Source organism: Actinomadura sp. NPDC000600 (assembly GCF_040492135.1).
Lineage (GTDB): Bacteria > Actinomycetota > Actinomycetes > Streptosporangiales > Streptosporangiaceae > Spirillospora.
In genome coordinates, this window is record NZ_JBEUPD010000026.1 from 66,169 (window position 1) to 92,202 (window position 26,034).

Genomic DNA, 26,034 nt, shown 5'->3' on the forward strand with positions numbered 1-26,034 from the left:
CCCGCCAGCATGGCACGCAAACGGTGCCCGGCCGGGCACCGCGCGATCACCGGCTGCTAACATGCATGACTCATGCATGACAGAGTGGCGAACCTGCTGGGCGCCGCCTCGCTGGCGGTGACCGACCTGGTGCTGGCCGGGGCGACGGGCGCGGGACGGGTGAGCGCGAGCGGCGCGGCGGCGCTGGTCGTGCTGGCGCACGCGCCCGGCCTCGGCGTCACCGAACTGGGACGGCGCGTCGGGCTGACCCAGTCCGCCGCCGCGCGCATGGTGGACGGGCTCCAGGCCGCCGGCCTGGTCGACCGGCGCCCCGGCGGGGGGCGCGCCGTCCAGGTGCTGCTGACACCGGAGGGCGAGGAGGCGGTCCGCGGGATGCTCGCCGCGCGGGACGCGCCGCTGGCCGGGGTGCTCGCCGTGCTGGACGACGGCGAGCGCGAGGCGCTCACCGGGCTGCTGTCCAAGCTCCTCGCCCGCCTGTACGAGGAGATCGGCGACTCGGACGTCATCTGCCGGCTCTGCGACCGGGGGTGCTGCACGAGCGGCGGCGTCTGCCCGGTCGGCCAGGCGGAGCGCGACGCGGGACGCGCATGACGGGCGTCCTCCTGGCCCTCGCCTCGGCGGTGCTCTACGGCGTCGCCGACGTCTGGGGCGGGCTGCTGTCGCGGCGCGCCGATCCCGTCGCCGTCGCCCTGCTCGGCCAGGCCGGCGGGCTGGTGTGCTCGGTCGCGGCGGCGCCGGCGGTCCCGTCCCCCGACGTGGCCGCCGGGGATCTGGCGTGGGGCGCGCTCTCGGGAGCCGGGATCGGCGTCCAGTACCTGGCCCTCGCGCAGGCGGGCGAGGACTCCGGGGTCTGGCCCGTCGCGGCGGGACGGGTCGCGGCCGTCCTCGCGATCGCGCCGATGATGTGCTCGCCCGGCCGCCGCCTCCCGAGCGGGACGGTGGGGCTCTGGTCGGCGGTGAACGGGGGCCTCGCGGCGGCGGCGCTCGTCTGCTACCTCCTCGCGACCCGGCAGCAGCTCGTCGTCATCGCGGTCGTGCTGTCCTCGCTGTACCCGGTGGTCCCGGTGCTGCTCGGCGTGACGGCGCTCCGCGAGCGCCTGTCGGGGACGCAGGCCGCGGGACTCGCCGGGGCCGGGGCGGCCGTCGTCCTGCTGACCCTCGCCGCGGCGTGAGCGGACCACTCCTTGTGCGGTGCGACCAGGCGCATCCGCCGGGCGTGACAAGGAATCGGGCGGCCTTGTCACCGAGGTGAGTGTCTTGTGCGACGCGTGCTCCCTAGCCTGGCGATCCGGGTGTCCTCTGACGGAGGTGACACGTTGACGGCGCTGCACGACGGGCCCGCCCGCATCGACGATCTGTCAAGGGAGCCCTGGCGCGACATACCGCGCGAAGAGGCGCAGTGGATGCGCCCGCACCTTCCGGACCTGGTCGACTCCATGGTGGAGGGCGTGCTGCGGCACGTCCCCGAGTACGCGCGGCCGGACGACCCCGTCTACACCGAGGCGATGCGGCTCGCCACGGCACAGGGCATGGGGCACTTCGTCCAGATGATCGCCGACCCGGACGCCTCGTGGCAGGAGGTGCACCAGGTCTACTTCGACATCGGCTACGGGGAGGCGGTCGAGGGGCGCGGGCTGGAGCACCTGCAGAACGCGATGCGGGTCGCGTCCAGGACCGCGTGGCGGTACCTGTCGCGGGAGGCCGGCCGGCTGAACAAGCCGAGCGAGCTGGTGATCGCGCTCACCGAGGCGAACCTCGCGTACCTGGACCTGCTGGCGTCCGCCGCCGCGCAGGGCTACGCCCGGGCGCGGGAGAAGGCCGCGGGCGAGCGGGAGCAGCGCCGCGGCCGGCTGATGAGCCTGCTGCTGTCCGACCCGCCGGCGCCGCGGGACGTCGTCGCCGAGCAGGCCGTCCTGGCCGGGTGGCCGCTGCCGGAGCGGCTGGCCGTGATCGTGCTGGAGCCGCGGCCCGGCAGCGGCGGGGAGGGGCCGGCCGGGCTGCCGCCGTCCCTGCTGAGCGGCCTCGACCGCGGGCGGCCGTGCCTGGTGATGCCCGACCCGGACCGCCCGGGCGGCCCCGACCGGCTGACCGCCACCCTCGGCGGCTGGGCGGGCGCGGTCGGGCCGTCCGTGCCGCTGGACCGGGCCGGGATCTCGCTGCACTGGGCGCACCGGACGCTCGATTCGATGGCGGCCGGGCGCCTCGACCGGCGGGGCCCCGGCACGCTCGTCCACGCCGACCGGTACGTGCCCGACCTGCTGCTGCAGGAGGGCTGGACGCTCGCCGAGGCGGCGGCGCGGCGCCGGCTGGCCCCGCTCACCGCGCTCGGCAGATCCCGCGGCGTCCGGCTGGCGGAGACGCTGCTGGAGTGCCTCAGACACGGCTTCAACGCGACCGACGCGGCGGAGGCGCTGTGCGTGCACCCGCAGACCGTCCGGTACCGGCTGGCGCAGCTCCACGAGCTGTTCGACTACGACTTCGAGGACCCGGCGGTCCGGTTGGAGCTGATGCTGCTGCTCCCCGTCTGGCTGCGCGGCGGCGCCGACGGGGAGCACGCCTGAGCGGCGCGACCGGGCTCACTCGGGCCGGGGCGCCGCCTCGGCGACCGGCAGTGTCCCGTCGAGGTAGGCCTGCCGGCAGGCGGACCGGGCGATCTTCCCGCTGCTGGTGCGCGGCAGGCCGCCCGGCTCGATCAGCACGAAGTCGTGCACGCGCAGGTCGTGCTGCTGCTTCACCGCCGCCCGCACCGCCCGCGCCGCCTCCTCGCGGTCGAGCAGCGCGATCGGCACCCGGCGGTTCCGCTCGGCGACCACGACGAGGCCCTCGGTGTCGCCGGTGTCGACGGCCACCGCGCAGGCGTACTCGCGGCGGATCGCCTTGTGCGCGCCGGAGACGGTGACCTCGATGTCCTGCGGGTAGTGGTTGCGCCCGTCCACGATGACCAGGTCCTTGATCCGGCCGGTGACGAACAGCTCGCCGCCGTGCAGGACGCCGAGGTCCCCGGTGCGCAGCCACGGGCCGCTCGGCAGGTCGCCGGGGTCGGCGAGCTCCGCCTCGAACGTCTCCTTCGTGGCCTCGGGGCGCCCCCAGTAGCCGGCCGCGACGTTCGGGCCGTGCACCCAGATCTCCCCGACCCTGCCGTCCGGGAGCCGGACGCCGGTCTCAGGGTCGGCCACCGCCACGTGCTGGCCGTAGGACGTCCCGCAGGCGATCAGCTGGATCGCGCCCGGCGCGTCCGCGCCGCACGGTTCGGCCACCCCCCGGCGCAGCCCCTCGTGGTCGAACGCGACACGGGTCGGCTTCCGGAACCGGGACGACGCCGACACGTACACGGTCGCCTCGGCCAGCCCGTAGGCGCACACCTGCGCCTCGGGCCGCAGCCCGCAGTCCTTGAACGCCTCGTAGAACCCGGTGAGCGTGCTCTCCCGGATCGGCTCCGCGCCGTTCATGAAGACCTGCACGCCGCTCAGGTCGAGCTTCGCCTTCTCCTCCTCGGTGACCTGCGCGGTGAGGTACTCGTAGGCGAAGTTGGGCCCGCCGGTGAACGCGTGGGTCTGCGCGCTGAGCAGCTCCAGCCAGCGGACGGGCCGCATGACGAACGCCACCGGGTCCATGATCACGCCCGGGTTGCCGTAGACCAGCGGCAGCGCGACGGTCGTGACGAGGCCCATGTCGTGGAAGACGGGCAGCCAGTTCACCCCGGACGACTCGCGCGGGATGCCGTCGAACGTCCGCCACAGCTGCTCGGCGTTCGTGGCGAAGTTCCCGTGCGTGATGATCACGCCCGCGGGGGTGCGGGTCGAGCCGGAGGTGTACTGCAGGTAGGCGACGTCGTCCGGGTCGATCGGCTCGGGCGTCCAGTCGAGGTCCGCGTCCACCTCGTCCGCGACGATGACCTCGGCGGGCCGCCGCACGTCCCCGCCCCCGAGGAACGCGCGGACGTGCGGCAGCGACGCGCTCGTGGTGATCACGACGTCGGGGTCCGCGTCCTGGTAGACGGCCAGGAGGCGGTCCCCGTGGCCGGGCAGGTCCGGGGAGAACAGCGGGACGCCGATGACGCGGGCGTACATGGCGCCGAGGAAGGACGTGACGTAGTGCAGGTCCTGCGGGGCGAGCAGCGCGACCCGCCTCCCGGGTTCGGTGGCCCGGCGGATGGCGGCGGCGATGCCGCGGGCGCGCCGGTCCAGCTCGCCCCAGGTGACGTGGGTGGCGATGCCGTCCGGGTCCGTCATGTAGTCCATGAACGTGTAGGCGCGGTCGCCGGGGAAGTCCTTGGCGAAGCGGGTGAGCCGCTCGATCAGCGGCGTGCGGTCGAGTTCGGGCAGGCCGGTCATGCTCGTTCTCCGGTGCTGGGGGCGGTAGCGCGGCGGGCGGCGAGGCGCTCCTGGTCGGGCCAGCGGACGTCCCAGACCCAGCCGAGCCTCTCGAAGATCCAGATGACGCGGGCGCTGATGTCGATCTGGCCCTTGAGGACGCCGTGCCGCGCGCAGGTGGGGTCGGCGTGGTGCAGGTTGTGCCAGGACTCGCCGAACGACGGGATCGCCAGCCACCACACGTTGCGGGCCCGGTCGCGGGTCCGGAAGTCCTCCTTGCCGAACACGTGGCAGATGGAGTTGATCGAGAAGGTGATGTGGTCGCCGACGAAGACGCGCATCACCCCGCCCCAGAACAGCGCGGTGACGGCGCCGTGCCACGACCAGGTGAGCAGGGCGCCCAGCCCCATCGGGACGAGGAACGTCGACAGGACGATCACGGCGTAGACGGGGTCGAGGGACAGGAACCGGATGTCCCTGTCCTTCAGCAGGTCGGGCGCGTACTTGCTGCGGGACGTGCGCTCCTTGCCGAACAGCCAGCCCATGTGCGCGTGGTAGAGGCCCTTGGTGAGGCCCCACACGCCGGGCCCGTACGCCCACGGCGAGTGGGGGTCGCCCTCCTGGTCGGCGTACTTGTGGTGGCGGCGGTGGTCGGCGACCCAGCGGACCACCGAGCCGTGCATGGCCTGCCCGCCGAGGATCGCGAGGGCGATCCGCAGCCACCGCTTGGCCTTGAAGCCGCCGTGCGTGAAGTGCCGGTGGTAGCCGACGGTGATGCCGATCGCGTTCAGCGGATACAGGAACGCGAAGATGGCGACGTCGGTCCAGCTGATCCCCCAGCCCCACAGGAAGGGGACGGCGCCCAGCAGCCCGGCGATGGGCCCGACCACGAACACCACGACCGCGACGCGCTCGGGGAACGGGACGGTGCCGGAGATGTCCGGCTGCGGGGTGCGGCTGCCGACGTCGGCGACGCCCGCTGTCATGATCACGACTCCCTTGGTCTCGAATCGGGTGTGTCTCGGCGGCGCGGGTCAGCAGTCACCCTGCGCGGGCTCGCCCTCGAAGCGGTCGCCGAGGAAGTTCGTCACGTCCCCGGCGGCCCCCCAGTCGGTGGACAGGTGCTCGGCCGGGTAGGTGTTCTTCCACGTCGTGGTGATGCCGGCCTTGCAGTAGGCCTGGCGGGTGGCGTCCTCGGTCTCGTGCGGGATGATCTCTTCCAGCCAGCCGCGGTACTGGAACACCGGGAAGCCGATCGTGTACCTGGCGCCGGACGAGGGGGTGCCGATGCCGACCCCGAGCTTCTGCCGGTCGACGATGCCGCCCCACGTGGCGCCGCCGGGGCCCTTCAGCGCGTAGATCTGCTCCAGCGACAGGCCGTCCTTGGAGAAGCCCTCGACCTTCGCTCCGAGGAACACGGCGAGCGTCCCGTACAGGCAGTTCGACTTCACGTCCTTGATCGCCTGGGCGCCCCGGGCGTTCATCAGCTCGTCGAACGGCATCTCCGGGTAGGCGGCGTGCAGGCCCACGAGCGCGTCGGCGAGGAAGCCGGCGAACAGGCTGCCGTTCAGCTGCTTGGCCGTCAGCTTGAGGTCGCCGGGCACGCCGCCCGCCGCCGCGCCGGCGACGTCCAGTTCCGGCGCGTAGGACGAGGCGAGTTGCGCGCCCCACAGCGCGGCGGCGCCGCCCTCGGAGTAGCCCGAGATGCCGACCTTCCCGTCCGCGGTGAGGCCTCCCCCTGGGATGCGGCGCGACGCCCGGACGGCGTCGAGCAGCGCGTGCCCGGCGTTCGCGCCGACCATGTACGTGTGGACCTGCCCGTTGAGGTATCCGGCGCCGTCGGTGGCGGCGACCGCGAAGCCCGCCTTGAGGAACAGCGCCAGGTTGGGGCCCTCGTACATGTCGACGTACTCGCCGGCGAGCTGCTTGGAGAACGCGCACTGCGGGCCGGAGCCGAGCGTGCCGGGGTTGAACGCGACGGTCGGGCGGGACCCGCCCTTCGTCCAGGCCGCGTCCGGGACGGCGACCGTCCCGGTCACCACGCTCTTGGCGCCCTTGGCGTCGGTCGAGACGTACCGGACCTTCCACGCCTTCATCGGGATGTCGCCGGGGATGTTGGTCAGCTTCGCCGGGCGGCAGGCGAGCACGTCGCCCGGACTCCCCGCGACCGCCGCTGGCGGCGCCGCGTAGAGCTCCGCGTCGGTGGCGTCGCAGCCGGACGGCGCGGCGGCGGCGTGGGGGGCGGCGACGGGCACTGCGAGGGCCGCGCCGAGGGCCGCGGTGGTGAGCAGGCTGCGATAGCGCATTCTCGCTCCGGGAGGGGGGCTGGAAACCGAATGCTGACGACTGTCCCCCACCCGGCGCGGCGCGCGGAATGAAGTCCTCTCACATGCCTGGGTGCCGTTGTTAGCACTCGACTTAAGGTCGGAGGAGGTCGGCCACCTCAGCGATCCCGTCCCGGATGGCGGTCTCGGTGAGGGCGCCGAAGCCGAGGACGAGCCGCGGCGGCCCGGCCGCGCCGGACGCCCGGTAGGTGCTCATCCCGTACAGGCCGACCGACCGCCTGCGCGCCTCGGCGACGACTCGCCGCTCGTCCGTCCCGTCGGGGAGGTGGGCGACGGCGTGGAACCCGGCGGCCAGTCCCGTCAGGCGCACGCCGGGCGCGTGCTCGGCGAGGGCCGCCACGAGCGCCGCGCGGCGCGCGGCGTAGGCGGGCCGCATCCGGCGCAGGTGCCGCCCGTAGCGGCCGGACTCCAGGAGCGCGGCGAGGGCGAGCTGGTCGAGGACGGGCGAGCCGCGGTCGGCGAGGCGCTTCTCCTCCGCGACCGCCCGGGTCAGCGAGGGCGGGCACAGGATCCAGCCGAGCCGGACGGCCGGGGCCAGCGACTTGCTGACCGTTCCGAGGCCGATGACGCGGCCGGGCGCGAGTCCCTGCACCGACCCGACGGGCTCCCGGTCGTAGCGGAACTCGGCGTCGTAGTCGTCCTCGACGACGATCCCGTTCCGCTCGCACGCCCAGTCGGCGAGGGCGCGGCGCCGCTCGGGCGCGAGCACGACGCCGGTCGGCCACTGGTGCGCCGGGGTGACGAGGACGGCGCGGGCGCCGCTCGCGTCGAGGGCGTCCACGTCCAGGCCGAGGTCGTCGACGGGGACGGGCACCGCCTCGATCCCGGCGCGCTCCGCGGCGGTCATGGTCGCGCCGTCGCCGTAGCCGGGGTCCTCGAACGCCACGCGGCGGACGCCCCGGCGGGCCAGGACGTGCAGGACGATGCCGAGCCCCTGGGCGAATCCGGTGCATACGACGATGTCCTCGGGTTCGGCGACCGCCGCGCGCACCCGCCGGAGGTGGCCGGCGAGCACGTTCCGCAGGACCTCGCTGCCGCGCGGGTCGCCGTAGCCGAGCGCTTCGTTCGGCGCCGTGCGGGCCACCTCCCGTTGCGCCCACACCCAGTCGCCGCGCGGGAAGGACGCCAGGTCGGGCACGCCCGCGGCGAAGTCGACGCGGAGCCGGGAGGCCACCGGCCGCGCGGCGGGCGCCGGTTCGTCGGGGACGACGCGGACGGGCGCCACCCGCGTGGCCGACCCCGTCCGCGCGCACAGGAACCCCTCGGCGTTGAGCCGGCCGTAGCACTCCTGCACGAGGCCGCGGGAGACGCCGAGCTGGCGGGCCAGTTCCCGGGACGACGGCAGCCGCTCCCCCGCCTTCAGCCGTCCGGTGCAGATCGCGTCGCGCAGCGCGGTCTCCAGCTGCGAGCGCAGCGTCCCGGTCGCGTCCCGGTCGAGGTTCAGCAGCAGCTCCGGCGACGAACCGGCCCACTCGATTGCCATGAAATTGGACCATATAGCAGGCCGGATGCTCCCTTACGGTCATCCCCATGAGCGAGATACAGGGGACGCTGCCGCATCCGAGCACCGTCGGCGCCGCACGGCCGCGGCTGGTCGGGCGGCATCTGGCGCTGGTGTTCGCGGGCGCCTTCACCACGCTGACGGGGTTCTTCCTGCTGTTCTCGGTCGTGCCGATGTACGCGGTGGACGGCGGCGCGGGCGGCGTCGGAGCCGGCGTCACCACGGGCGCGCTGATGCTGACGACGGTGCTCGCCGAGCTCTCGCTGCCCCGGCTGCTCGACCGGTTCGGGCACCGGCGGGTGCTCGCGGCGGGGATCCTGCTGCTCGGGGCGCCCACGCTCGCGCTGCCGTTCTCCTCGTCCATGGCGACCATCACCGCGGTGAGCCTGGTCCGCGGACTCGGCTTCGCGGTGACCGTGGTGGTCACGGGCGCGCTGCTCGCGGCGCTCGTCCCGGCGGAGCGGCGCGGCGAGGGGATCGGGCTGTTCGGGGTCGTGGCCGGGGTGCCGTCGCTGCTCGCGCTGCCGCTCGGCGTGTGGCTCGCGGGCAAGGTCGGCTACACGCCGGTGTTCGTCGCGGGCGCCGCCGCCTCGCTCGCCGCGCTGGCGGTGCTGCCCGGCCTGCCGCGCAGGATCACCGGCCCGCCCACCACGTCATCGGAGCCCGAGCGGCCGTTCGGCATCGCCGCGGGCCTGCGGTCGGCGGCGCTGCTGCGCCCGGCCGTCGCGTTCGCCTCGACCGCGATGGCGGCGGGCATCCTGGTCACCTTCCTGCCGGACGCCGTCCCCGCCGGGATCGCGGCGGCGGCGCTGTTCGTCCAGCCGGCCTCCACCACGCTCGCGCGGCTGTGGGCGGGACGGGTCGGGGACCGGCACGGCGCCGGGCGGCTGCTCATGCCCGCCGTGGCCGTCGCCGCGTCCGGCGTCGCGCTGCTGGCCCTGGTGCCGAACACGGTCGCCGTCCTCGCCGCCATGGTGGTGTTCGGCGCCGGCTTCGGCGTCACGCAGAACGCGAGCATGGCGATGATGTTCGAGCGTGCGCCCGCGTCCGGCTACGGCACGGTCAGCGCGCTGTGGAACGTCGGCTACGACGGCGGGATGGGCGTCGGCGGCGCCGCGTTCGGCCTCGCCGCCGCAGCGACCGGCTACCCGGTCGCGTTCGCCCTGACGGCCGCCGTGATCCTGCTGGCCCTCCCACTCGCGTTCTCCCGCCGCTCCTAGCCGAGGCGGGCGGCGATCCGGTCGACGTCGCCGCGCTCCGCCTCGGGCAGCGGCGCGCCGGCCGCCGCCCGGGCCCGTGACGCGGCGGCCAGCGCCTCCGCCGCCTCCGCGCGGCGGCCCGCGAGGGAGAGCGCACCGGCCAGGCCCTCCTGCGCGAGCGCGACCGCGCGCGGGTGGCCGGTGGCGCGGGCCGCGGCCAGGCCCTCGGTGTGCAGGTCGAGCGCCCGGCCCGCGTCGCCCCGCAGTTCGGCGATGAACCCCAGCTCGGCCAGGAGGAAGGCGAGGCCCGGGGCGCCGTCGATGTCGCGGCACCAGCCGAGCCAGCGGCGCAGGATCGCCTCGGCCTCGTCCAGGTTCCCGCGCCTGCGCGCCGCGAGGGCGAGGCCGACCTCGGCGAAGTGCTCCATCCGGCGGTGCGACTCGCGGACGGCCAGCCGCCTGCCGCGCTCGTGCAGGTCGTCGGCGCCGTCGAGGTCGCCTTCGAGCAGCGCGACGCGGCCGAGGCGGGCCAGGCGGCCGGACGCCTCCGCCCAGAGGCCGAGCTCCTCGGCGTCGCGCAGGCCGCTCTCGTGGAGGTCACGGGCGCGGGCGTAGTCGCCGGTCACCTCCGCGAGCAGGCCGAGCGTCTCGGTGGCCTGGAGGCGTCCCCACCGGTCGCCCGCGGCGCCGAACAGCAGCAGGGCCCGCTCGCCGTCGCCTTCGGCGCGGGCGAGGTCGCCGGCCGAGAGCGCCTGCGCGGCCCGCACGGCGAGCGCGGCCGCCTCGCCCCACGCGTCGCCGCGGGCGCGGAACCCGTCGAGCGCGCGGGCGGTGAGACCGCCGATCGGCTCCAGGTCCCCGAACCCGGCCCGGACGAACCCGAGGAACCAGTGCGCCCAGGGGTCGCCGTCGGCTGCGAGTGCCTCCCGGACGCGCTCGTCGCGGTCCGCGCCGTCGCCGTCCAGCATGGCGAACCCGGTGTGCCAGGTCCGGGCCCGGGCCGCGGAGGACCGGTCCGCCGCGCCCGGCACGGCGAGCGCCCGCTCGAACGCCCGGCGCGCCTCACCGGCCCGGCCCCACAGGAACCAGGCCCAGCCCATCGCGTTCACCAGCCTCAGCGCGAGGCCGGCGTCCCCGCCCCGGACGGCGCCGTCGAGGGCGGCCCGCAGGTTGCCGGTCTCCGCGCGCAGCCGCCGCAGGGCGTCGCGCTGGCCGGGGCCGCGCAGGTCGGCGCGGTCGGCCAGGCCGATGTAGTACTTGGCATGGCGGCGGCGCACCCGCTCCTGCTCGCCCGCCTCCCGGAGCCGCTCGGCGCCGTACGCGGCGACCGTCTCGAGCAGCCGGTACCGCGGCCCTTCCCCGGCCACGACCAGCGACCGGTCGACGAGGCTCGCGAGCGTCTCGACGCCGGCGCCGCAGACCGCCTCGGCCGCGTCGAGGGTGCAGCCGCCCGCGTGGACCGCCAGCCGCCGCAGCGCCGCGCGCTCGCGCTCGTCCAGGGGCTCCCAGCTCCAGTCGATGAGGGCGCGGAGCGTCCGCTGCCGGGGCGGGGCATCGCGGGCGCCGGACGACAGCAGCCGGAAGCGGTCGTCCAGCCGTTCGGCCAGGCCGGCGAGGCCGAGCGCCCGCACCCGCGTCGCCGCCAGCTCCAGCGCAAGCGGGACGCCGTCGAGCCGGTCGCACACCGCCGCGATCGCCTTGGCGTTCCCCTGGCCGGGTATTAGGCCCGCCCGCTCGGCGAGCAGCGCGGCGGCGGCGCGGGCGTCCAGCGGCGGGACCGTCCAGAGCCGCTCCCCCGAGATCGCGAGCGGCTCCCGGCTGGTGGCGAGGACCCGCAGGTCCGGGACGTCCCGCAGCAGCGCCGCCGCCAGCCGCGCCACCGGTTCGGCGACGTGCTCGCAGTTGTCGAGGACCAGCAGCGCCCGCCTGCCGCCCAGCGCCTCGCCGAGCCGCGCGGCCGGGCCGCCGCCGGAGCCCGCGTCGTCGCGCAGCCCGAGCACCCCGGCCGCGAACGACGCCGCGTCGTCGGCGGTCGCGCCCGCCTCCAGACCCTCGTCGAGCCGCACGAGCCACGCCTCGCCCCGGTCGCGCACGGCGCGCGCGACCGCCACCGCGAGCCGCGTCTTGCCCACCCCGCCCATCCCGTGCAGCGTCACCAGCCGCGACTCCTCCAGCAGCGCGGCCAGCTCCCGGACGGCCGCGTCCCGGCCGACGAGGGGCGCGACGTCGGCCGGGATGTTGCCCCGCGGCCCGCCGGCCGCCGGATCGCGGCGGAGCATCGACGCGTGCAGGGCCGCCAGCGCGGGAGAGGGGTCCAGGCCCAGGTCGTCGCGCAGCCGGACGCGCAGGTCGTCGTAGGCGGCGAGGGCCTCGGCGGGACGGCCCGCGCGGTACAGGGCGCGCATGTGGGCGGCGCGCAGCCGCTCCCGGAACGGGTGCTCGTCCACCAGCCCGCGCAGCTCGGCCGCCAGTGCCGCGTCCTCGCCCAGTTCGAGGCGGGCCTCGGCGCGCCCCTCCAGCGCCGCGAGGCGCAGTTCGTCCAGGCGGGCGATCTCGGGGGCGGCGAACGGCGCGTCGGCGAAGTCGGCGAACGCCGGGCCGCGCCAGAGCGCCAGCGCCTCGGCGAACCGCGCGGCCCGGGCGGCCGGGCCGGGTTCGTCCGCCGCGCGCCCGGCGAGGTCCGCGAAGTCGAGCGCGTCGGTCCGCGCGGCCAGCCGGTACCCGTGCGGGAGGGTCTCGACCAGCGCGCGAGCGCCCGGTTCGGCGTCCTCCAGCGTCCGGCGCAACTGGGAGACGCGGGCCCGCAGCGTCGCGACCGGATCGGCGGGCAGCGCGTCGCCCCACAGGTCGTCGACGAGGCGGTCGGCGGGGATGGCGCGCCCGGCGTGCGCGAGGAGGTCGGCTAGGAGCGCCCGCACCTTCCGGTCCGGGACCGGGACGAGGCGGCCGTCCTCCGTCCGCACCTCGAGCGGACCGAGGACCCCGAAGCGCATGGACCCACCGTAATGCGGCCCGAACCTTTCCCGAACCCGCCCGCAGCACGCTGGGCCCTACTACCGGAAGGAACCGAAATGACGACATCCGTGACCGTGCTCGGACTGGGGCTGATGGGCAGCGCGCTCGCCGAGGCGCTGCTGAAGGACGGGCGGACGGTGACCGTCTGGAACCGCTCGCGCGCCAAGGCCGGGCCCCTCGCGGCCAAGGGCGCGGTGGAGGCGGAGAGCGCCGCGGCGGCGATCTCCGCGAGCCCGCTGGTGATCGTGTGCCTGTCCGTGTACGCGAACGCCGAGGAGGTCCTCGACACCGGCGCGGCGGCCGGGCGGACGATCGTTCAGCTCACCAACGGGACGCCGCGGCAGGCCCGCGCCATGGCCGACCGCGTCGCCGGGCTCGGCGCCCGGTACGTGGACGGCGGGATCATGGCCGTCCCGCCGATGATCGGACGGCCGGAGGCGCTGATCCTCTACAGCGGCGACGAGGGGGCGTTCGAGGAGCACCGCGAGACGCTCGAGGTGCTGGGCCGGGCGCAATTCCTCGGGGCCGACCCGGGGCTCGCGCCGCTGTTCGACCTGGCCCTGCTGGACGCCATGTACGGCATGTTCGCCGGCTTCCAGCACGCCTTCGCGCTCGTCCGGTCGGAGAAGGTGGCGGCCACGGACTTCGAGCCGATGGCCACCGCTTGGCTGACCGCGATGCTGGGCACGCTCCCCGAACAGGCCCGCGCCGTCGAGGAGGGCGACTTCGCCACCAGCGTCTCCAGCGTCGCGACCAGCCGGGTGGCGTTCCCCGGCCTTGTCGAGATGAGCCGCGACCAGGGTGTGGACCCCGGATACCTGCTCTCCGTGCAGAGCCTCCTCGACCGCGCGGTCGAGGAGGGGTACGGCGAGGACGGCCTGGCCCGCCTGATCACCCTCCTGGAGACCCCCGGCGGCACCCGGGTCTGTTAATCGCGCCGGCCGGAGAGCCGTCCGTTGCGAATTGGTGGAGTCTTCATTAACGGTTCGCTGAGCCGCCGAGGCCCGCCCGTACCCTCCCGGCATGCGCCGAACAGCAGCAGCACTCGCGACCGTCCTGACCGCCGGCCTCGCCGCCGGCGTCCAGGCGGCCGCCGCGGCGGAGCCGCCCACCTGCGGCACCCCCGCCGACCACCAGATCTCCGAGGTCCAGGGCAGCGGCGGCGCGACCCCTCTCGCCGGGCGGACCGTCCGGGTCGAGGGCGTCGTGACCGCGGACTTCCAGCGTTCCGACCAGCTCAAGGGCTTCTTCGTCCAGGACCCGACGCCCGACTCGGACCCCCGGACGTCCGACGGGCTGTTCGTCTACTCGACCACGGACGTCGCGGTCGGCGACCGGGTCCTGGTCACCGGCAAGGCCGTCGAGTACAACGGGCTGACCGAGCTGTCGCCGGTCTCGGCCGTGGACGTGTGCGGGACGGGCGAGGTCGCGCCCGCGGCCGTCCGGCTGCCGCTCAAGGGCGGCGCGGCCATGGAGCAGTACGAGGGCATGCTGCTGCGGTTCGGCCAGCGGCTCACCGCCACCGAGACCTACCAGCTCGGCCGGTACGGGCAGATCACCGTCTCCGCGGGCGGCCGCCTCTTCCAGCCGACCGAGGGCCACGGCTCCACCCAGGCGGGCAACGACGCGCGGCGGCTTCTCGTCGACGACGGGTCGAACGTGCAGAACCCCGCGACGATCCCGTACACCGACCCCCGCGTGCTGCGGATCGGGAACACCACGACCGGGCTGACCGGCGTGCTCACCTACCAGTTCGGCGACTACGCGCTCCAGCCGACCAGGCCGGCCCACTTCGACAACGAGAACCCGCGGCGGAACCGGCCGCGGAACGTCGGCGGTGACGTGCGCGTCGCGAGCTTCAACACACTGAACTGGTTCACGACGCTGGACAAGCGCGGCGCGGACACCGCCGAGGAGCAGGAGCGGCAGCTCACCAAGCTGACCGCCGCGCTGCGGGGCCTGGACGCCGACGTCGTCGGGCTGATGGAGGTCGAGAACAACGGCGACACCGCCGTGGGGGCGATCGTCGACCGGCTGAACCAGGCCGCCGGCGCCGGGACGTACGCGTGGGTGAAGCACCCGTACCCGGGGACCGACGAGATCCACGTCGCGCTCATCTACCGGCCGGCGAAGGTCACGCCGGTCGGCGACGCGCGCTCGTCGCAGGACCCGGTGTTCGACCGCCCGCCGCTGGTGCAGACGTTCCGCCCCCGGGCTGGCGGGACGGCGTTCACCATGATCGTCAACCACTTCAAGTCGAAGGGCTGCGGCGACGCCACGGGCGCCGACAAGGACCAGGGCGACGGCCAGGGCTGCTACAACGCCCGCCGCGTCTCCCAGGCCGAGGCGGTCGCCGCGCTCGCGGCCGGCGTCCCGAACCCGCTCGTCGTCGGCGACCTCAACGCCTACACGGCCGAGGACCCGGTGAAGAAGCTCAAGGGCGCCGGGCTCGTCGGGCAGACGGAGCGGTTCGTCCGCCCGAGCCAGCGTTACAGCTACGTGTTCGACGGCCAGTCGGGCGAGCTGGACCACGCGCTCGCGGGCAGGGCGCTGTCCCGCCGCGTGACGGGCGCGACGATCTGGCACGTCAACAGCGACGAGCCGGTGTTCCTCGACTACAACACCGAGTACAACCCGCCCGCGTTCTACCGGCCGGACGCGTTCCGCTCGTCCGACCACGACCCCGTCCTGCTCGGCCTCGACCTGCGCTGAGCCGCACCCTCGGGCCGGCCGCCGGACGAAGGCGGCCGGCCCCTCGCGCGCCACGGCCCCCGCGGCTATGATCCAGGTCACACCGCCCTAGAGATCGGTGCGCTCTTGACTTCCTCCTCCGCCTGAAAACAGAGGATTCCAGCGGTCGCCCGCTGGGTTTCTGCTTCACCGACGACCGCCCCGTCAGGGAGAAGTCCCGTTGAGGTCTCACACCGTCTCCACAGGCGGACGCCGCCAGCCCGGCGGCCAGGATGTTGCGCGCCGCGTTCACATCGCGGTCATGCACCGCGCCACACTCGCACGTCCACTCCCGGACGGCCAGCAGCAGCTCGGCGCGGACCGTGCCGCAGGTTCCGCACAGCTTGGAGGAGGGGAACCAGCGGTCGACCACGACCAGGTCGCGGCCGTACCAGGCGCACTTGTACTCCAGCATCGAGCGCAGTTCCCGCCAGGCTGCGTCCGAGATGGCGCGCGCGAGCCTGCCGTTCTTGAGCAGGTTGCCGACGGCGAGGTCTTCGATCACGACCGCTTGGTTCTCACGGACGAGACGGGTCGACAGCTTGTGCAGGAAGTCGCGGCGCCGGTCGGCGATCCGCGCATGCACGCGGGCCACCTTGCGGCGGGCCTTGTCCCGGTTCGCCGAACCGGGGGCCTTGCGGGCCAGGTTCCGCTGCGCCTTGGCCAGCCGGGCCCGGTCACGGCGCTCGTGCCGGGGATTGCTGACCTTCTCCCCGGTGGACAGGGTCACCAGCGCCGTGATCCCGGCATCCACGCCGACCGCTGCATCAGTGGCGGGGGCCGGTGTCATGGTGTCCTGGCACTGCAACGAGACGAACCAGCGGCCGGCGCTGTCGCGCGACACCGTAACGGTGCTCGGCTCCGCGCCCTCGGGCAGCGGACGCGACCAGCGGATGTCCAGCGGCGCGTCCATCTTCGCCAGCGTCAGACACCCGGCACGCCAAGTGAAGGCGCTGCGCGTGTACTCGGCCGACGCGCGGGACTTCTTGCGCGACTTGAACCGCGGGTAGGCGGCACGCTTGGCGAAGAAGTTGTTGAACGCCGTCTGAAGATGGCGAAGCGCCTGCTGCAACGGCACGCACGACACCTCCGACAGGAACGCCAGTTCCTCGGTCTTCTTCCACTGCGTCAGCGCGGCGGACGACTGCACGTAGGAGATCCGGCGCCGCTCGCCGCGCCAGGCCCGGGTCCGCTCCTCCAGCGCCTTGTTGTACACCAGCCGCACGCAGCCGAACGTGCGCGACAGCTCAGCCGCCTGCTCGCCCGTGGGATAGAAGCGGAACTTGAACGCCCGCCTGACCTGCCGCGCCATGACCCACGTTCTAGCAGCCTCGGCACGCGCCAACATGGCAGACGCCGAAACGCCCCGGCTCCCCCAACCTGCTCCACAAAAGCCCGTTACCTCCCCGGTCCGAAGGCCGGGGCATCCTTGGAGGCACGCACATGACCGAAGCCGTGTCCGGCGCCGTGCCCGCAGCGGCGCCCGTTCCCCGCCTCGCGTTCGGCATCGGCCCGGACGGGACCTACACCCGGTTCGGGCAGGCGCTCGCGTTCGTCCTCGGCCTCCTCGCGACCTTCGCCTTCCTGCCGCTGGTCGTGGTCGCCGCCCTCCTGTACACCCGGGCCGAGACCCGGTTCGGGGAGGACCCCGCGCGGGCCCGCACGCTGGTGAACTGGTCGTGGCTGAGCATCACGGCCCCCGTCGTGATCGCGATCGCCGCCGCCGCCGCCGTCCTCGCCGCGCTGAAGGGCTAGCGGGAAGAGGACCGGCCCGGCGCGGGTTGGCCACGGTATGACCGTGCGCTTCTCCGTCCTCGATCTCGCCCCCGTCGCCGCCGGCTCCACCTCGGCCCAGGCGCTGCGCAACACCCTCGACCTGGCCCGGCACGCCGAGCGGCTCGGCTTCCACCGGTACTGGCTGGCCGAGCACCACGCGATGCCGGGCATCGCCAGCTCGGCGACCGCCGTGCTGATCGGCCAGGTCGCGGCGGCCACCACCCGGATGCGGGTCGGGTCGGGCGGGGTCATGCTGCCGAACCACGCGCCGATGGTCGTGGCCGAGCAGTTCGGGACGCTGGAGGCGCTCCACCCGGGACGCATCGACCTCGGCCTCGGCCGCGCGCCCGGCACCGACCAGGCGACCGCGCGGGCGCTGCGCCGGTCCCCGGACGCGCTGTCGGTCGACGACTTCCCCGAGCAGGTCGTGGAGCTGCGCAATTACTTCGCCGCGGACAGCAAGGTGACCCCGGCCGCCGGGAACGAGCCGCCGGTGTGGCTGCTCGGCTCCAGCGGCTACAGCGCGCGGCTCGCCGGCCTGCTCGGCCTGCCGTTCGCGTTCGCGCACCACTTCAGCGCCGAGAACACCGTGCCCGCGCTGACGCTGTACCGGCAGTCGTTCCGGCCCGGCGCGCTGGACGAGCCGTACTCGATGATCGGGGTCTCGGTGACGGCCGCCGAGACCGACGAGCGGGCGCGCGAGCTGGCCGCGCCGCAGGCGCTGGCGTTCCTGCGGCTGCGGCAGGGGCGGCCGGGGCCGCTGCCGACGCCGGAGGAGGCCGCGGCCCACCCGTACACGCCGCTGGAGCGGCAGATGATCGACGCGCGGCTGGCCGACCAGGTGGTGGGCGGCCCGGACGGCGTCCGCAAGCAGCTCGACGAGCTGGTCGGCCGGACGGGCGTCGACGAGGTCATGGCGGTCACGCAGGTCTTCGACCACGCCGACCGGCTGCGCTCCTACGACATCCTCGCCGAGCTGTACCCGGAGAGCCTCGGCGCGGCCTGACCCGGATCGCCGGCGGAACCGCCGCGGTCCGGGTGCCGCAGGCCTCCGGGCGGAGGCCTGCGGGCCGCGACGGCGCGGGGTCAGCCCGCGAAGGCCGCCTCCAGGACGTCCAGTCCCTCGATGAGCAGGTCCTCGGGGATGACGAGCGGCGGCAGGAAGCGCATCACGTTCCCGTACGTCCCGGTCGTCAGCACGAGCAGGCCGTTCTCGTGGCAGCGGCGGGCGATCCGCGCGGTCAGCTCGGGGTCGGGCTCCTTCGTCCCCTCCCGCACCAGCTCGATGGCGATCATCGCACCGCGCCCGCGCACGTCACCGATCGCGGGGTGCCGCTCGGCGAGGGCGTGCAGCCGGGGCAGCATGACCTCCCCGATCCGGCGGGCGCGCTCGGTGAGCTTGCCCTCCTCGATCTCCTCCAGGACGGCGAGCGCCGCCTCGCAGGCGAGCGGGTTGCCGCCGTAGGTGCCGCCGAGCCCGCCGCCGTGCACCTTGTCCATGATGTCGGCGCGCCCGGTGACGGCGGCCAGCGGCAGCCCGCCGGCGATGCCCTTCGCCGTCGCGACGAGGTCGGGGACGATCCCCTCGTGCTCGCAGGCGAACAGGTCGCCGGTCCGCGCGAAGCCCGTCTGCACCTCGTCGGCGATGAACAGGATCCCGTTGGCGCGGCAGAACTCGGCGAGCGCGGGCAGGAACCCCGGCGCGGGCTCGATGAACCCGCCCTCGCCCTGGATCGGCTCGATCAGCAGCGCCGCGACGTTCGTCGCGCCGATCTGCTTGGTGATCTGGTCGATCGCCTGCGCCGCCGCCTCCGGGCCGCAGTTGTCCGGGCCGGTCGGCCAGCGGTACGGGTAGGCGAGCGGCATCCGGTGGACCTCGGGCGCGTACGGGCCGAACCCCTGCTTGTAGGGCATGTTCTTCGCGGTCAGCGTCATCGTCAGCAGCGTCCGGCCGTGGTAGCCGTGGTCGAACGCCACGACCGCCTGCCGCCCCGTCGCGTACCGGGCGATCTTGACGGCGTTCTCCACCGCCTCGGCGCCGCTGTTGACCAGCAGGGAGCGCTTCTCGTGGTCGCCGGGCGTGATCCGGTTGAGGTTCTCGCACACCGCGACGTACGACTCGTACGGCGCGACCATGAAGCAGGTGTGGGTGAACCGCTCGGCCTGCGCCTTCACCCGCTCCGCGACGCGGGGGTTGGCGTTGCCGACGTTCGTCACCGCGATGCCGGAGCCGAAGTCGATCAGCGAGTTGCCGTCGGCGTCGACGACCACGCCGCCGCCCGCGTCCGTCACGTACACCGGCAGGACGCTGCCGACGCCCGGCGGCACCGCCGCGAGGCGCCGCTCGTGCAGCGCCCGGGAGCGGGGGCCGGGGATCTCGGTCACGACGCGGCGTTCCTGCGGCAGGCGGAAGCCGCTCGCGCCGAGGGTGCTGTCCAGGCTGGTCATGGCCCGAACATAAGCCGGGCGCCGCCTACGATGAACAGTACGGGACGGCGAAATCCGTCCGGCGAGGTAGACACTTTGCACAGGGATTGACATGCCGCCCACGTTGGCCGCCGTGGCCGCCCTCCCCCAGCTCGGCCTGCGGTCGCTCACCGGACCGCTCCCCGCGACCCCGGTCGTGTGGGTCGCCGTGAGCGAACTGGAGGACCCGACCCCCTTCCTGGAGGGCGGCGAGCTGGTCCTGACCACGGGCATGCGGCTCACCGCCGCCAACGCCGGGGACTACGTGTCCCGGCTGGTCGCGCGGGGCGTGGCCGGGCTCGGCTTCGCGGTCGGCGTCATCCACGACACCGTCCCCGCCGAGCTGCTCGCGGCGGCCCGCGACCAGGGGCTCGTGCTGCTGGAGGTGCCGCGCCCGACCCCGTTCATCGCGATCGGAAAGGCGGTGTCCCGGGTGCTCGCCGCCGAGTGGTACGAGGGTGTGACCCGCGCGTTCCACGCCCAGCGCGAGCTCACCCGCGCCGCCCTCACCGGGCCCGGCGCGCTGGTCTCCCGGCTGGCCCGGCTGCTCGGCGGGTGGGCGCTGCTGCTGGACGCGTCCGGCGACGTGCGGCACGCCGAGCCCGCCCGGGCCCGCGAGCGCGCCGCGGACCTCGCGCCCGAGCTGGCCCGGCTGCGGCGCCGGCCGGGGAAGGGCGGCCCGGCCGCGAGCGTGGCGCTGGCCGTCCCCGACGACCACATCGTGGTGCAGCGCATCGGGCTGGGCGGGCGGCCGCGCGGGTTCCTCGCGGTCGGCGCCGACGCGCCGCTCCCTCCCACCGCGCACACGATCGTGGGCGCCGCGGTCGCCCTGCTGACGCTCCAGTCGGAGACGCCGCGCACCGGGCGCGAGCTGCGGGCGTCGCTGGCGGCGCTGCTGCTCGGGCGCCCGGGCGAGGGCCCGGCGGTCCCGCGCGGGCCCGTCCGGGTCCTGGCCTGCGCGGGCGGCGCCGCCGCCCTGGACGCGCTGGAGTCGGACGCGATCGGAGCGAGGTGCCCGGCACTGCCGCTCGGCGGGCACATCGCCGTGATCGTGCCGGACGAGGCGCTCGAGATGGTCGAGCGTGTTCTCGCCGGAAGCGGGGCGGTCGGCGTCAGCGACCCCGCCTCCGGTGACCTGCGCGCCGCGCTGCGGCAGGCCGAGGAGGCCCTCGCGGCGGCCGGGCGGTCGGGCCGGGACGTCCTCCACTACTCCCGGCTCCCCGGCCAGGGCGTGCTCGGACTGATGGAGCCCGGTGCCGCGCACGCCTTCGCCGATGCCCTCCTCGCCCCCCTGCGCGCCGAGGACCTTGTCGAGACCGTCCGGGCTTATGTCCTGGCCAACGGGCAGGGGGAGGCGGCGGCGCGGGCGCTCGGGGTCCACCGGCACACGCTCCGGTCGCGGATGCGCAAGGCGGCCGAGGTCCTCGGACGCGACCCCGACGATCCGGCCGTCCGCGCCGAGCTGTGGATCGCGCTCGCCATCACGTCCAACGGGGAAGAAAGGATTGGACATGATGGCGACTCCCAATCGGGCTCGCCGTGGCTACCGTGAACAGCATGAACGTGACCCCATTCTGGCTGGCCGGCCGGCCCGAGACCGGTGACGGTGAGCTGACCGTTACGCATCCCTACGACGGCCGCGTGGTCGGGACGGCGGCCGTGCCGACGCCCGTGCAGGTGGAGGAGGCGGTCGCCGCGGCCGACGCCGTCCGCCGGGAGGCCGCGGCGCTGCCGCTGCACGTGCGGGCCGAGGCCCTCGCGCACGTGTCCGCGCGGCTCGTCGAGCGCGCCGAGGAGGTCGCCCGGCTGATCACCGGCGAGAACGGCAAGCCGCTGCTGTGGGCGCGCGGCGAGGTGGCCCGCGCGATCTCCACGTTCCGGTTCGCCGCCGAGGAGGCGCGCCGCATCTCCGCCACGACGCAGCGGCTCGACACCGACCCGGCCGCCGAGGGCCGGATGGCCTACGTCACCCGCGTGCCTAAGGGCCCGGTGCTCGGCATCTCGCCGTTCAACTTCCCGCTGAACCTCGCCGCCCACAAGATCGCGCCGGCGATCGCCGCGGGCGCCCCGATCGTGCTCAAGCCCGCCCCGGCCACGCCGCTGTCGGCGCTGCTGCTCGGCGAGCTGCTCGCCGAGACCGACCTGCCCGCCGGGATGTTCTCGGTCCTGCCGGTGCCGAACGACCGGGCCTCCGCCCTGGTCGACGACCCGCGGCTGCCGATCGTGTCGTTCACCGGGTCCGTGCCCGTCGGCTGGGCGATCAGGGAACGGGCGCCGCGCAAGCACGTCACCCTCGAACTCGGCGGCAACGGCGCGGCGGTCGTGCTGCCCGACGCCGACCTCGACTGGGCCGCCAAGCGGATCGGGCTGTTCGCCAACTACCAGGCGGGGCAGAGCTGCATCGCCGTCCAGCGCGTCTACGTCGACCGGACCGTCCTCGACGAGTTCCTGCCGAAGCTGGTCGACACGGTCGACTCCCTCGTCACCGGCGACCCGTGGGACGACAAGACGCAGGTCGGCCCGCTCGTCAACCAGGAGGCCGCCGAGCGCGTGGAGGCCTGGGTGGACGAGGCCGTCGCGGCGGGCGCGCGCGTCCTCACCGGCGGCACCCGCGAGGGCGCCGCGTACGCGCCGACCGTCCTCGCCGACGTCCCGGCCGACTCCAAGATCTCCCGCGAGGAGGTCTTCGGGCCGGTCATGTTCGTCCAGCCCGTGGACGGCGCCGACGAGGCGTTCGCCCTCGTCAACGACTCCAAGTTCGGCCTCCAGGCGGGCGTGTTCACCCGGAGCCTGGACATCGCGTTCCGCGCCCACCGCGAGCTGGAGGTGGGCGGCGTCGTCATCGGCGACGTCCCGTCCTACCGCGCCGACCAGATGCCCTACGGCGGCGTGAAGGACTCCGGCGTGGGCCGCGAGGGGCTGCGGTCGGCGATCGCCGACTACACCGAGGAGAAGGTCATGGTCCTCACGGGGCTGCCCCTCTAGTCCCGGCCGCTCTCCCGGACCCGGGGCCCCGCGTACAGACCGGTGCGCAGGGCCCCGGCCGCCTCGGACGCCGCCTCCTGGAACCGGCCGCCCAGGGACCACATGTTCGCGAACCCGTGGATGAGGTCCTCCTGGCGCCTCAGCGCGACCGGCACGCCGGCCTCCCGCAGCCGCGCCGCGAACTCCTCGCCCTCGTCCCGCAGCGGATCGAAGCCGGCGGTGACGAGGTACGTGGGCGGGAAGCCCGCGAGGTCCTCGGCCAGCAGCGGCGAGGCCTGCGGTTCGGCGCGCCGCTCCTGCGGGCAGTAGTGGTCGCTGAACCACGTCATGTCGTCGTCGGTCAGGTAGAACCCGTCCGCGAACAGCTCCCGCGACCGCCGCCGGACGGACATGTCGGTCGCCGGGTAGTACAGCAGCGCGAAGTCCGGCGTGCGCCGCGCCAGCACGCCCACGACCGCCGCGAGGTTGCCGCCGGCGCTGTCGCCGCCGACGGCGACGGCCCCGGGATCGGCGCCGAGGTCCCCGGCGTTGGCCACCGCGTACTCGTAGGCGGCGAGGGCGTCCTCGGCCGCCGCCGGGTACGGGTGCTCGGGCGCGAGCCGGTAGTCCACCGACAGCACCCGCACCTCCGCGTGCACGGCGAGGTACCGGCACACGGTGTCGTGGGTGTCGAGGCTCCCGATGACCCATCCGCCGCCGTGGTAGAAGACGAGCAGCGGCGACCCCTCAGCGAGGCCCTTCGGCGTGTAGAGGCGCGCGGGCACGCCGCCCGCGTCCACCTTCCGAGTCCGGACCGGCCGCGCCGGCACCCTGGGCAGGTACGCCTGCCCCCGGGCGATGCCCCGCCGGGCGTCCCCGACCGAACCCCCGGCCAGGCTCTGCTCGCCCTCCAGCCGCATCACCGTCAGCAGGAGCTGCGCGTCCAGCGCCAGCAGCTGGCCGTCCCTGCGCACGGGCGCACCGGCGATGAGCCTCTTCACAGGCCCCGGCAGCGCGAACACGGCGCGGAGCACGGCCCCCGACACTCCCGGCGGCAGCTTCTCGGTCAACGACGCCATACGGCCCTCCCTCGGTCCCGGACACCGTACTCCCCAGTAGCCCCCGTGGCCCATCCCCCGTCCGGGGAGCGCGCACCACCCGGCGGAACCGCTGGAACCCCCGTGCGCAAAGGGCTCTGGCATCCGGACCGGACTGGTTAGGATCGTCGCGGCCCTGTGGCGGTGCGTGACGGGAGCGGTGGATGCAGCGGATCTGGAAGATGCTGACGGCCTATGTCGACGTCGCCGTCGCATTCGCCCTGGCGGTCGTCATCCTCGCCCTGGACATCGCCGGCATCGCCTCGACCAAGCTCGTGCAGAGCGCGACCATGGCGACGCTGGCGGTGGTCGCCATCGTGCTGCTGCGCGACCGCGCCCGCAGCGACACCCGCGGCGTCGAGGTGCAGAAGTCGGTGGAGGCCCTGCAGAAGCAGCTGGACGTGCGCGTCATCAGCGGGACCGAGTGCAACCGGGTCCTGACCGAGGCGCGCCGCACCACCGACCGCTGGGTCTTCCGGGGCGGGACGGGCGCCTACATCCGCGCGGTCACGCTGCCCGAGTGCGTGGCGACCGCCCAGCCGCTGCGGCGCAGGCTGGATTTCCGGCTGGAGATCCTCGACCCGATGAACCCGGACCTGTGCCGCGAGTACGTCCGGCTGCACCAGCGGCTGGCGACCGATCCCGACAGCCCCGAGCACACCTGGACGGTGGAGGAGACCCGCCGCGAGCTGTTCGCGACGATCCTCGCGGCCTCCTGGTACCAGCAGCGGTACGAGCTGCTCGACATCGACGTCCGGCTGGCGTCGGCGTACTCGCTGCTGCGCTACGAGCTGTCGACGAGCTGCCTCATCTTCACCCAGCGGGGCCCCGAGTTCCCCGCCCTGGTGATCAACAGCGGCACCCCGACGTACCTGTCCTGGGAGACGGAGCTGCACGTGAGCTTCCAGCAGGCCAGGCGGCTGCCGCTGCACGCGCTGCGGAGCATGCAACTGGGCCGCGTCCCGAGCGCCGAGGAGATCCGGGGCGTCTTCCGGACCCTCGGCATCGAGCTGCCCCCCGACTACACCGACGACACCCTCGACGACCTCTGCCGCCTGGCCCTCGCCTCCCCCGACCCCTACGCCTGAGCAAAGAACGATGAGCGACAAGAAAGAGATCAAGCCGTTCCGGGGGATGACGCCGGCCGAGGAGGCCGAGCATCACCTGGCCAACGCCGAGCGTTATGCCGAGTACATGGAGACCGCCACACCGATCCGGCTTGACCGCGTCGCCTTCCGGACCGATCAGGACGCGCGGGTGCGGCGGCGGTAGTAGGCGAGGGTGACGGCGGCGAGCAGCGGTCCCCATGCCACCAGCGGCGCGTAGGCGACCACGCCGAGCAAGCCCTGCCAGTTGTCGAAGTTGACGGGGAAGCCCTCCGGCAGCGGGCGTCCCTGGATGGTCTCCTGGAACACCAGGCAGTTCACGATGGAGACCGTCCACATCGCGGTCAGGATCGCGGCGCCCGTGAGGCCGGGGACCACGGCCGCCAGCACCGGCACGCGCCGCCCCCGCAGGCCCGGCACCCACCGCGGGAACACCTCGCCCCACCGGGCGATCAGACCGACGGCGGTGAACGCCACCGCCTCCGAGAAGATCGACAGCAGCACGACGTAGGCCTCCAGCGGCAGCCAGCCGGGCACGTCGCCCCCCGCGTCCCCCGTGTCGAGGCCGCCGTCGCTGAGGATCGGCAGATGGAAGGCGAAGGCCGCGATCCGCCACAGGCCGGACGGCAGGACGGTGAACGGGACGGCCATGGCCGCGATCCGCGCCCAGCGCGGGACGCCCGCGACCGGCTCGTGGGCGGCGTTCCAGCCCGCGCGCAGCCGCGCGAACGGAACCGATGGCGTGCTCGCAAGGGTCATGGCCCCACCCTCACAGCCGCCCCGGCCCGGTTGATCACCCGCGAGCGCGAAACCCCTCCCCCGTACGGGGGAGGGGTGTTGGACCGGGCATGGTCCTCTCGGGCGGCACGCCTCTCGAACCCGCCGCTGATCTGCCGCGCGGCCTCAGGGTTTGCGGGCCAGAAGGCAGCCCGAGGGGATGGGGCGCTCGTTCTCCGCCGGCCGGCGCAGCAGCCGCGCCACCTCCACCAGTCCCGCCCGGGCGGCCAGCTCGGCCATGTCGTCGAGGGGCCTGCGGTAGGCGAGGGCGACCTTGTGGTCGAACGCCTCCGCCTCGCCCTCGTCGGTCGACTGGAACGCGAGCATGACGAGGCCGCCGGGTGCCAGCACCCGGTGGAACTCGGCGAAGGCCAGCGGGAGCTCCTCCGGCGCCAGGTGGATGGTCGAGTACCACGAGAGGACGCCCGCCAGCCCGCCGTCGGGGAGGTCGAGCGCCGTCATGTCGCCCTCGTCGAAACGCAGGTGCGGATGGTCGGCGCGGGCCCGCGCGATCATGCCGGGCGACACGTCGAGCCCGAACGCGTCCACGCCGAGGTCGTGCAGCAGCGCCGTCCCGCGGCCGGGGCCGCAGCCGAGGTCGGCGACCGGCCCCGCCGGGACCATCGCCGCGAACGCGCTGATCATCGCCCGGTCCAGATGGAGCTCGTCGAGCGCGTCGCGGAAGAGGTCGGCGTAGAGGTCGGCGATGGCGTCGTAGGCCTGCGGCACGGTCTCGGTCATGATC

Annotated in this window: 21 protein-coding genes and 1 pseudogene; 12 read left to right on the forward strand and 10 right to left on the reverse strand. The window is 74.6% G+C overall.

What is annotated here, in order from left to right; all coding sequences use genetic code 11:
• Nucleotides 1-72 precede the first annotated feature (72 nt).
• The 3 genes from ABWI07_RS30720 (at nt 73) to ABWI07_RS30730 (ending at nt 2,561) form a co-directional block, all read left to right on the forward strand.
• Nucleotides 73-591, forward strand: coding sequence for a MarR family winged helix-turn-helix transcriptional regulator (locus ABWI07_RS30720; protein WP_353820661.1), 519 nt, complete (start codon nt 73-75; stop codon nt 589-591).
• Nucleotides 588-1,172: a hypothetical protein gene (locus ABWI07_RS30725; protein WP_353820663.1), complete on the forward strand. Its 585-nt coding sequence runs from the start codon at nt 588-590 to the stop codon at nt 1,170-1,172. Before ABWI07_RS30720 ends, ABWI07_RS30725 begins: the two co-directional genes overlap by 4 nt.
• Before the next feature lie 120 nt (nt 1,173-1,292).
• A complete protein-coding gene (locus ABWI07_RS30730; RefSeq protein ID WP_353820664.1) occupies nt 1,293-2,561 on the forward strand; it encodes a PucR family transcriptional regulator in 1,269 nt (422 codons plus the stop codon).
• Nucleotides 2,562-2,576: 15 nt separating this feature from the next.
• Here ABWI07_RS30730 and ABWI07_RS30735 read toward each other — a convergent pair whose 3' ends face one another.
• The 4 genes from ABWI07_RS30735 to pdxR all read right to left on the reverse strand — a co-directional run bounded on the left by ABWI07_RS30735 (nt 2,577) and on the right by pdxR (nt 8,141).
• Nucleotides 2,577-4,334 (reverse strand): fatty acyl-AMP ligase, encoded by a 1,758-nt coding sequence (locus ABWI07_RS30735; RefSeq protein ID WP_353820665.1) that lies wholly within the window; start codon nt 4,332-4,334, stop codon nt 2,577-2,579.
• Entirely contained in the window at nt 4,331-5,299 is a 969-nt protein-coding gene (locus ABWI07_RS30740; RefSeq protein ID WP_353820666.1) for an acyl-CoA desaturase, read from the reverse strand. The genes ABWI07_RS30735 and ABWI07_RS30740 overlap by 4 nt, the downstream gene beginning before the upstream one ends.
• Before the next feature lie 48 nt (nt 5,300-5,347).
• Complete coding sequence (locus ABWI07_RS30745; protein WP_353820667.1) at nt 5,348-6,619, reverse strand: lipase family protein; 1,272 nt, start codon at nt 6,617-6,619, stop codon at nt 5,348-5,350.
• A 112-nt stretch (nt 6,620-6,731) separates the two neighbouring features.
• Complete coding sequence (gene pdxR / locus ABWI07_RS30750) at nt 6,732-8,141, reverse strand: MocR-like pyridoxine biosynthesis transcription factor PdxR (RefSeq protein WP_353820668.1); 1,410 nt, start codon at nt 8,139-8,141, stop codon at nt 6,732-6,734.
• A gap of 47 nt (nt 8,142-8,188) precedes the next feature.
• Between pdxR and ABWI07_RS30755 the strand changes: the two genes are divergently transcribed.
• Entirely contained in the window at nt 8,189-9,379 is a 1,191-nt protein-coding gene (locus tag ABWI07_RS30755) for an MFS transporter (protein WP_353820669.1), read from the forward strand.
• On the opposite strand, the gene ABWI07_RS30760 is transcribed toward ABWI07_RS30755, so the two are convergent.
• Nucleotides 9,376-12,351: an ATP-binding protein gene (locus tag ABWI07_RS30760; protein ID WP_353820670.1), complete on the reverse strand. Its 2,976-nt coding sequence runs from the start codon at nt 12,349-12,351 to the stop codon at nt 9,376-9,378. The genes ABWI07_RS30755 and ABWI07_RS30760 overlap by 4 nt on opposite strands.
• Before the next feature lie 78 nt (nt 12,352-12,429).
• Here ABWI07_RS30760 and ABWI07_RS30765 point away from each other — a divergent pair, with 78 nt between their 5' ends.
• Both ABWI07_RS30765 and ABWI07_RS30770 read left to right on the forward strand, forming a co-directional pair.
• Complete coding sequence (locus ABWI07_RS30765) at nt 12,430-13,305, forward strand: NAD(P)-dependent oxidoreductase (protein WP_353820671.1); 876 nt, start codon at nt 12,430-12,432, stop codon at nt 13,303-13,305.
• A 91-nt stretch (nt 13,306-13,396) separates the two neighbouring features.
• Entirely contained in the window at nt 13,397-15,085 is a 1,689-nt protein-coding gene (locus ABWI07_RS30770; RefSeq protein WP_353820672.1) for an ExeM/NucH family extracellular endonuclease, read from the forward strand.
• A gap of 112 nt (nt 15,086-15,197) precedes the next feature.
• Here the strand turns inward: ABWI07_RS30770 and ABWI07_RS30775 are convergent.
• Nucleotides 15,198-16,415: pseudogene (locus tag ABWI07_RS30775) on the reverse strand (RNA-guided endonuclease InsQ/TnpB family protein); the annotation flags it as partial.
• Nucleotides 16,416-16,546: 131 nt separating this feature from the next.
• On the opposite strand from ABWI07_RS30775, the gene ABWI07_RS30780 reads away from it, so the two are divergent.
• Together ABWI07_RS30780 and ABWI07_RS30785 are read left to right on the forward strand one after the other, a co-directional pair.
• Nucleotides 16,547-16,858, forward strand: a complete 312-nt coding sequence (locus ABWI07_RS30780) for a hypothetical protein (RefSeq protein WP_353820673.1) — start codon at nt 16,547-16,549, stop codon at nt 16,856-16,858.
• A 37-nt stretch (nt 16,859-16,895) separates the two neighbouring features.
• Nucleotides 16,896-17,885, forward strand: a complete 990-nt coding sequence (locus tag ABWI07_RS30785; protein WP_149261477.1) for an LLM class flavin-dependent oxidoreductase — start codon at nt 16,896-16,898, stop codon at nt 17,883-17,885.
• A gap of 80 nt (nt 17,886-17,965) precedes the next feature.
• Here the strand turns inward: ABWI07_RS30785 and gabT are convergent, their stop codons facing one another.
• Nucleotides 17,966-19,327, reverse strand: a complete 1,362-nt coding sequence (gene gabT, locus ABWI07_RS30790) for a 4-aminobutyrate--2-oxoglutarate transaminase (RefSeq protein ID WP_353820674.1) — start codon at nt 19,325-19,327, stop codon at nt 17,966-17,968.
• Between the two features lie 91 nt (nt 19,328-19,418).
• Here gabT and ABWI07_RS30795 point away from each other — a divergent pair, with 91 nt between their 5' ends.
• Both ABWI07_RS30795 and ABWI07_RS30800 read left to right on the forward strand, forming a co-directional pair.
• Nucleotides 19,419-20,897: a PucR family transcriptional regulator gene (locus ABWI07_RS30795; protein WP_353820675.1), complete on the forward strand. Its 1,479-nt coding sequence runs from the start codon at nt 19,419-19,421 to the stop codon at nt 20,895-20,897.
• Nucleotides 20,898-20,902: 5 nt separating this feature from the next.
• A complete protein-coding gene (locus ABWI07_RS30800; protein ID WP_353820677.1) occupies nt 20,903-22,330 on the forward strand; it encodes an aldehyde dehydrogenase family protein in 1,428 nt (475 codons plus the stop codon).
• On the opposite strand, the gene ABWI07_RS30805 is transcribed toward ABWI07_RS30800, so the two are convergent.
• Nucleotides 22,327-23,388, reverse strand: a complete 1,062-nt coding sequence (locus ABWI07_RS30805; RefSeq protein ID WP_149261473.1) for an alpha/beta hydrolase — start codon at nt 23,386-23,388, stop codon at nt 22,327-22,329. The two genes, ABWI07_RS30800 and ABWI07_RS30805, sit on opposite strands and share 4 nt — an antisense overlap.
• A 182-nt stretch (nt 23,389-23,570) precedes the next feature.
• Between ABWI07_RS30805 and ABWI07_RS30810 the strand changes: the two genes are divergently transcribed.
• Both ABWI07_RS30810 and ABWI07_RS30815 read left to right on the forward strand, forming a co-directional pair.
• Nucleotides 23,571-24,494, forward strand: a complete 924-nt coding sequence (locus ABWI07_RS30810) for a hypothetical protein (protein WP_149261472.1) — start codon at nt 23,571-23,573, stop codon at nt 24,492-24,494.
• Between the two features lie 10 nt (nt 24,495-24,504).
• On the forward strand, nt 24,505-24,678 hold the full coding sequence (locus ABWI07_RS30815) for a hypothetical protein (protein WP_160161022.1): 174 nt from the start codon (nt 24,505-24,507) through the stop codon (nt 24,676-24,678).
• On the opposite strand, the gene ABWI07_RS30820 is transcribed toward ABWI07_RS30815, so the two are convergent.
• Complete coding sequence (locus ABWI07_RS30820; RefSeq protein ID WP_149261471.1) at nt 24,651-25,271, reverse strand: hypothetical protein; 621 nt, start codon at nt 25,269-25,271, stop codon at nt 24,651-24,653. The genes ABWI07_RS30815 and ABWI07_RS30820 overlap by 28 nt on opposite strands.
• A gap of 144 nt (nt 25,272-25,415) precedes the next feature.
• Complete coding sequence (locus ABWI07_RS30825) at nt 25,416-26,030, reverse strand: class I SAM-dependent DNA methyltransferase (protein WP_353820678.1); 615 nt, start codon at nt 26,028-26,030, stop codon at nt 25,416-25,418.
• Between the last annotated feature and the right edge of the window lie 4 nt (nt 26,031-26,034).

Coding starts and splice junctions, on each gene's coding strand:
- ABWI07_RS30720 (WP_353820661.1), top strand. CDS start 73: ATGCATGACAGAGTGGCGAACCTGCTGGGCGCCGCCTCGCTGGCGGTG.
- ABWI07_RS30725 (WP_353820663.1), top strand. CDS start 588: ATGACGGGCGTCCTCCTGGCCCTCGCCTCGGCGGTGCTCTACGGCGTC.
- ABWI07_RS30735 (WP_353820665.1), bottom strand. CDS start 4,334: ATGACCGGCCTGCCCGAACTCGACCGCACGCCGCTGATCGAGCGGCTC.
- ABWI07_RS30740 (WP_353820666.1), bottom strand. CDS start 5,299: ATGACAGCGGGCGTCGCCGACGTCGGCAGCCGCACCCCGCAGCCGGAC.
- ABWI07_RS30745 (WP_353820667.1), bottom strand. CDS start 6,619: ATGCGCTATCGCAGCCTGCTCACCACCGCGGCCCTCGGCGCGGCCCTC.
- pdxR (WP_353820668.1), bottom strand. CDS start 8,141: ATGGCAATCGAGTGGGCCGGTTCGTCGCCGGAGCTGCTGCTGAACCTC.
- ABWI07_RS30755 (WP_353820669.1), top strand. CDS start 8,189: ATGAGCGAGATACAGGGGACGCTGCCGCATCCGAGCACCGTCGGCGCC.
- ABWI07_RS30760 (WP_353820670.1), bottom strand. CDS start 12,351: ATGCGCTTCGGGGTCCTCGGTCCGCTCGAGGTGCGGACGGAGGACGGC.
- ABWI07_RS30765 (WP_353820671.1), top strand. CDS start 12,430: ATGACGACATCCGTGACCGTGCTCGGACTGGGGCTGATGGGCAGCGCG.
- ABWI07_RS30770 (WP_353820672.1), top strand. CDS start 13,397: ATGCGCCGAACAGCAGCAGCACTCGCGACCGTCCTGACCGCCGGCCTC.
- ABWI07_RS30780 (WP_353820673.1), top strand. CDS start 16,547: ATGACCGAAGCCGTGTCCGGCGCCGTGCCCGCAGCGGCGCCCGTTCCC.
- ABWI07_RS30785 (WP_149261477.1), top strand. CDS start 16,896: ATGACCGTGCGCTTCTCCGTCCTCGATCTCGCCCCCGTCGCCGCCGGC.
- gabT (WP_353820674.1), bottom strand. CDS start 19,327: ATGACCAGCCTGGACAGCACCCTCGGCGCGAGCGGCTTCCGCCTGCCG.
- ABWI07_RS30795 (WP_353820675.1), top strand. CDS start 19,419: ATGCCGCCCACGTTGGCCGCCGTGGCCGCCCTCCCCCAGCTCGGCCTG.
- ABWI07_RS30800 (WP_353820677.1), top strand. CDS start 20,903: ATGAACGTGACCCCATTCTGGCTGGCCGGCCGGCCCGAGACCGGTGAC.
- ABWI07_RS30805 (WP_149261473.1), bottom strand. CDS start 23,388: ATGGCGTCGTTGACCGAGAAGCTGCCGCCGGGAGTGTCGGGGGCCGTG.
- ABWI07_RS30810 (WP_149261472.1), top strand. CDS start 23,571: ATGCAGCGGATCTGGAAGATGCTGACGGCCTATGTCGACGTCGCCGTC.
- ABWI07_RS30815 (WP_160161022.1), top strand. CDS start 24,505: ATGAGCGACAAGAAAGAGATCAAGCCGTTCCGGGGGATGACGCCGGCC.
- ABWI07_RS30820 (WP_149261471.1), bottom strand. CDS start 25,271: ATGACCCTTGCGAGCACGCCATCGGTTCCGTTCGCGCGGCTGCGCGCG.
- ABWI07_RS30825 (WP_353820678.1), bottom strand. CDS start 26,030: ATGACCGAGACCGTGCCGCAGGCCTACGACGCCATCGCCGACCTCTAC.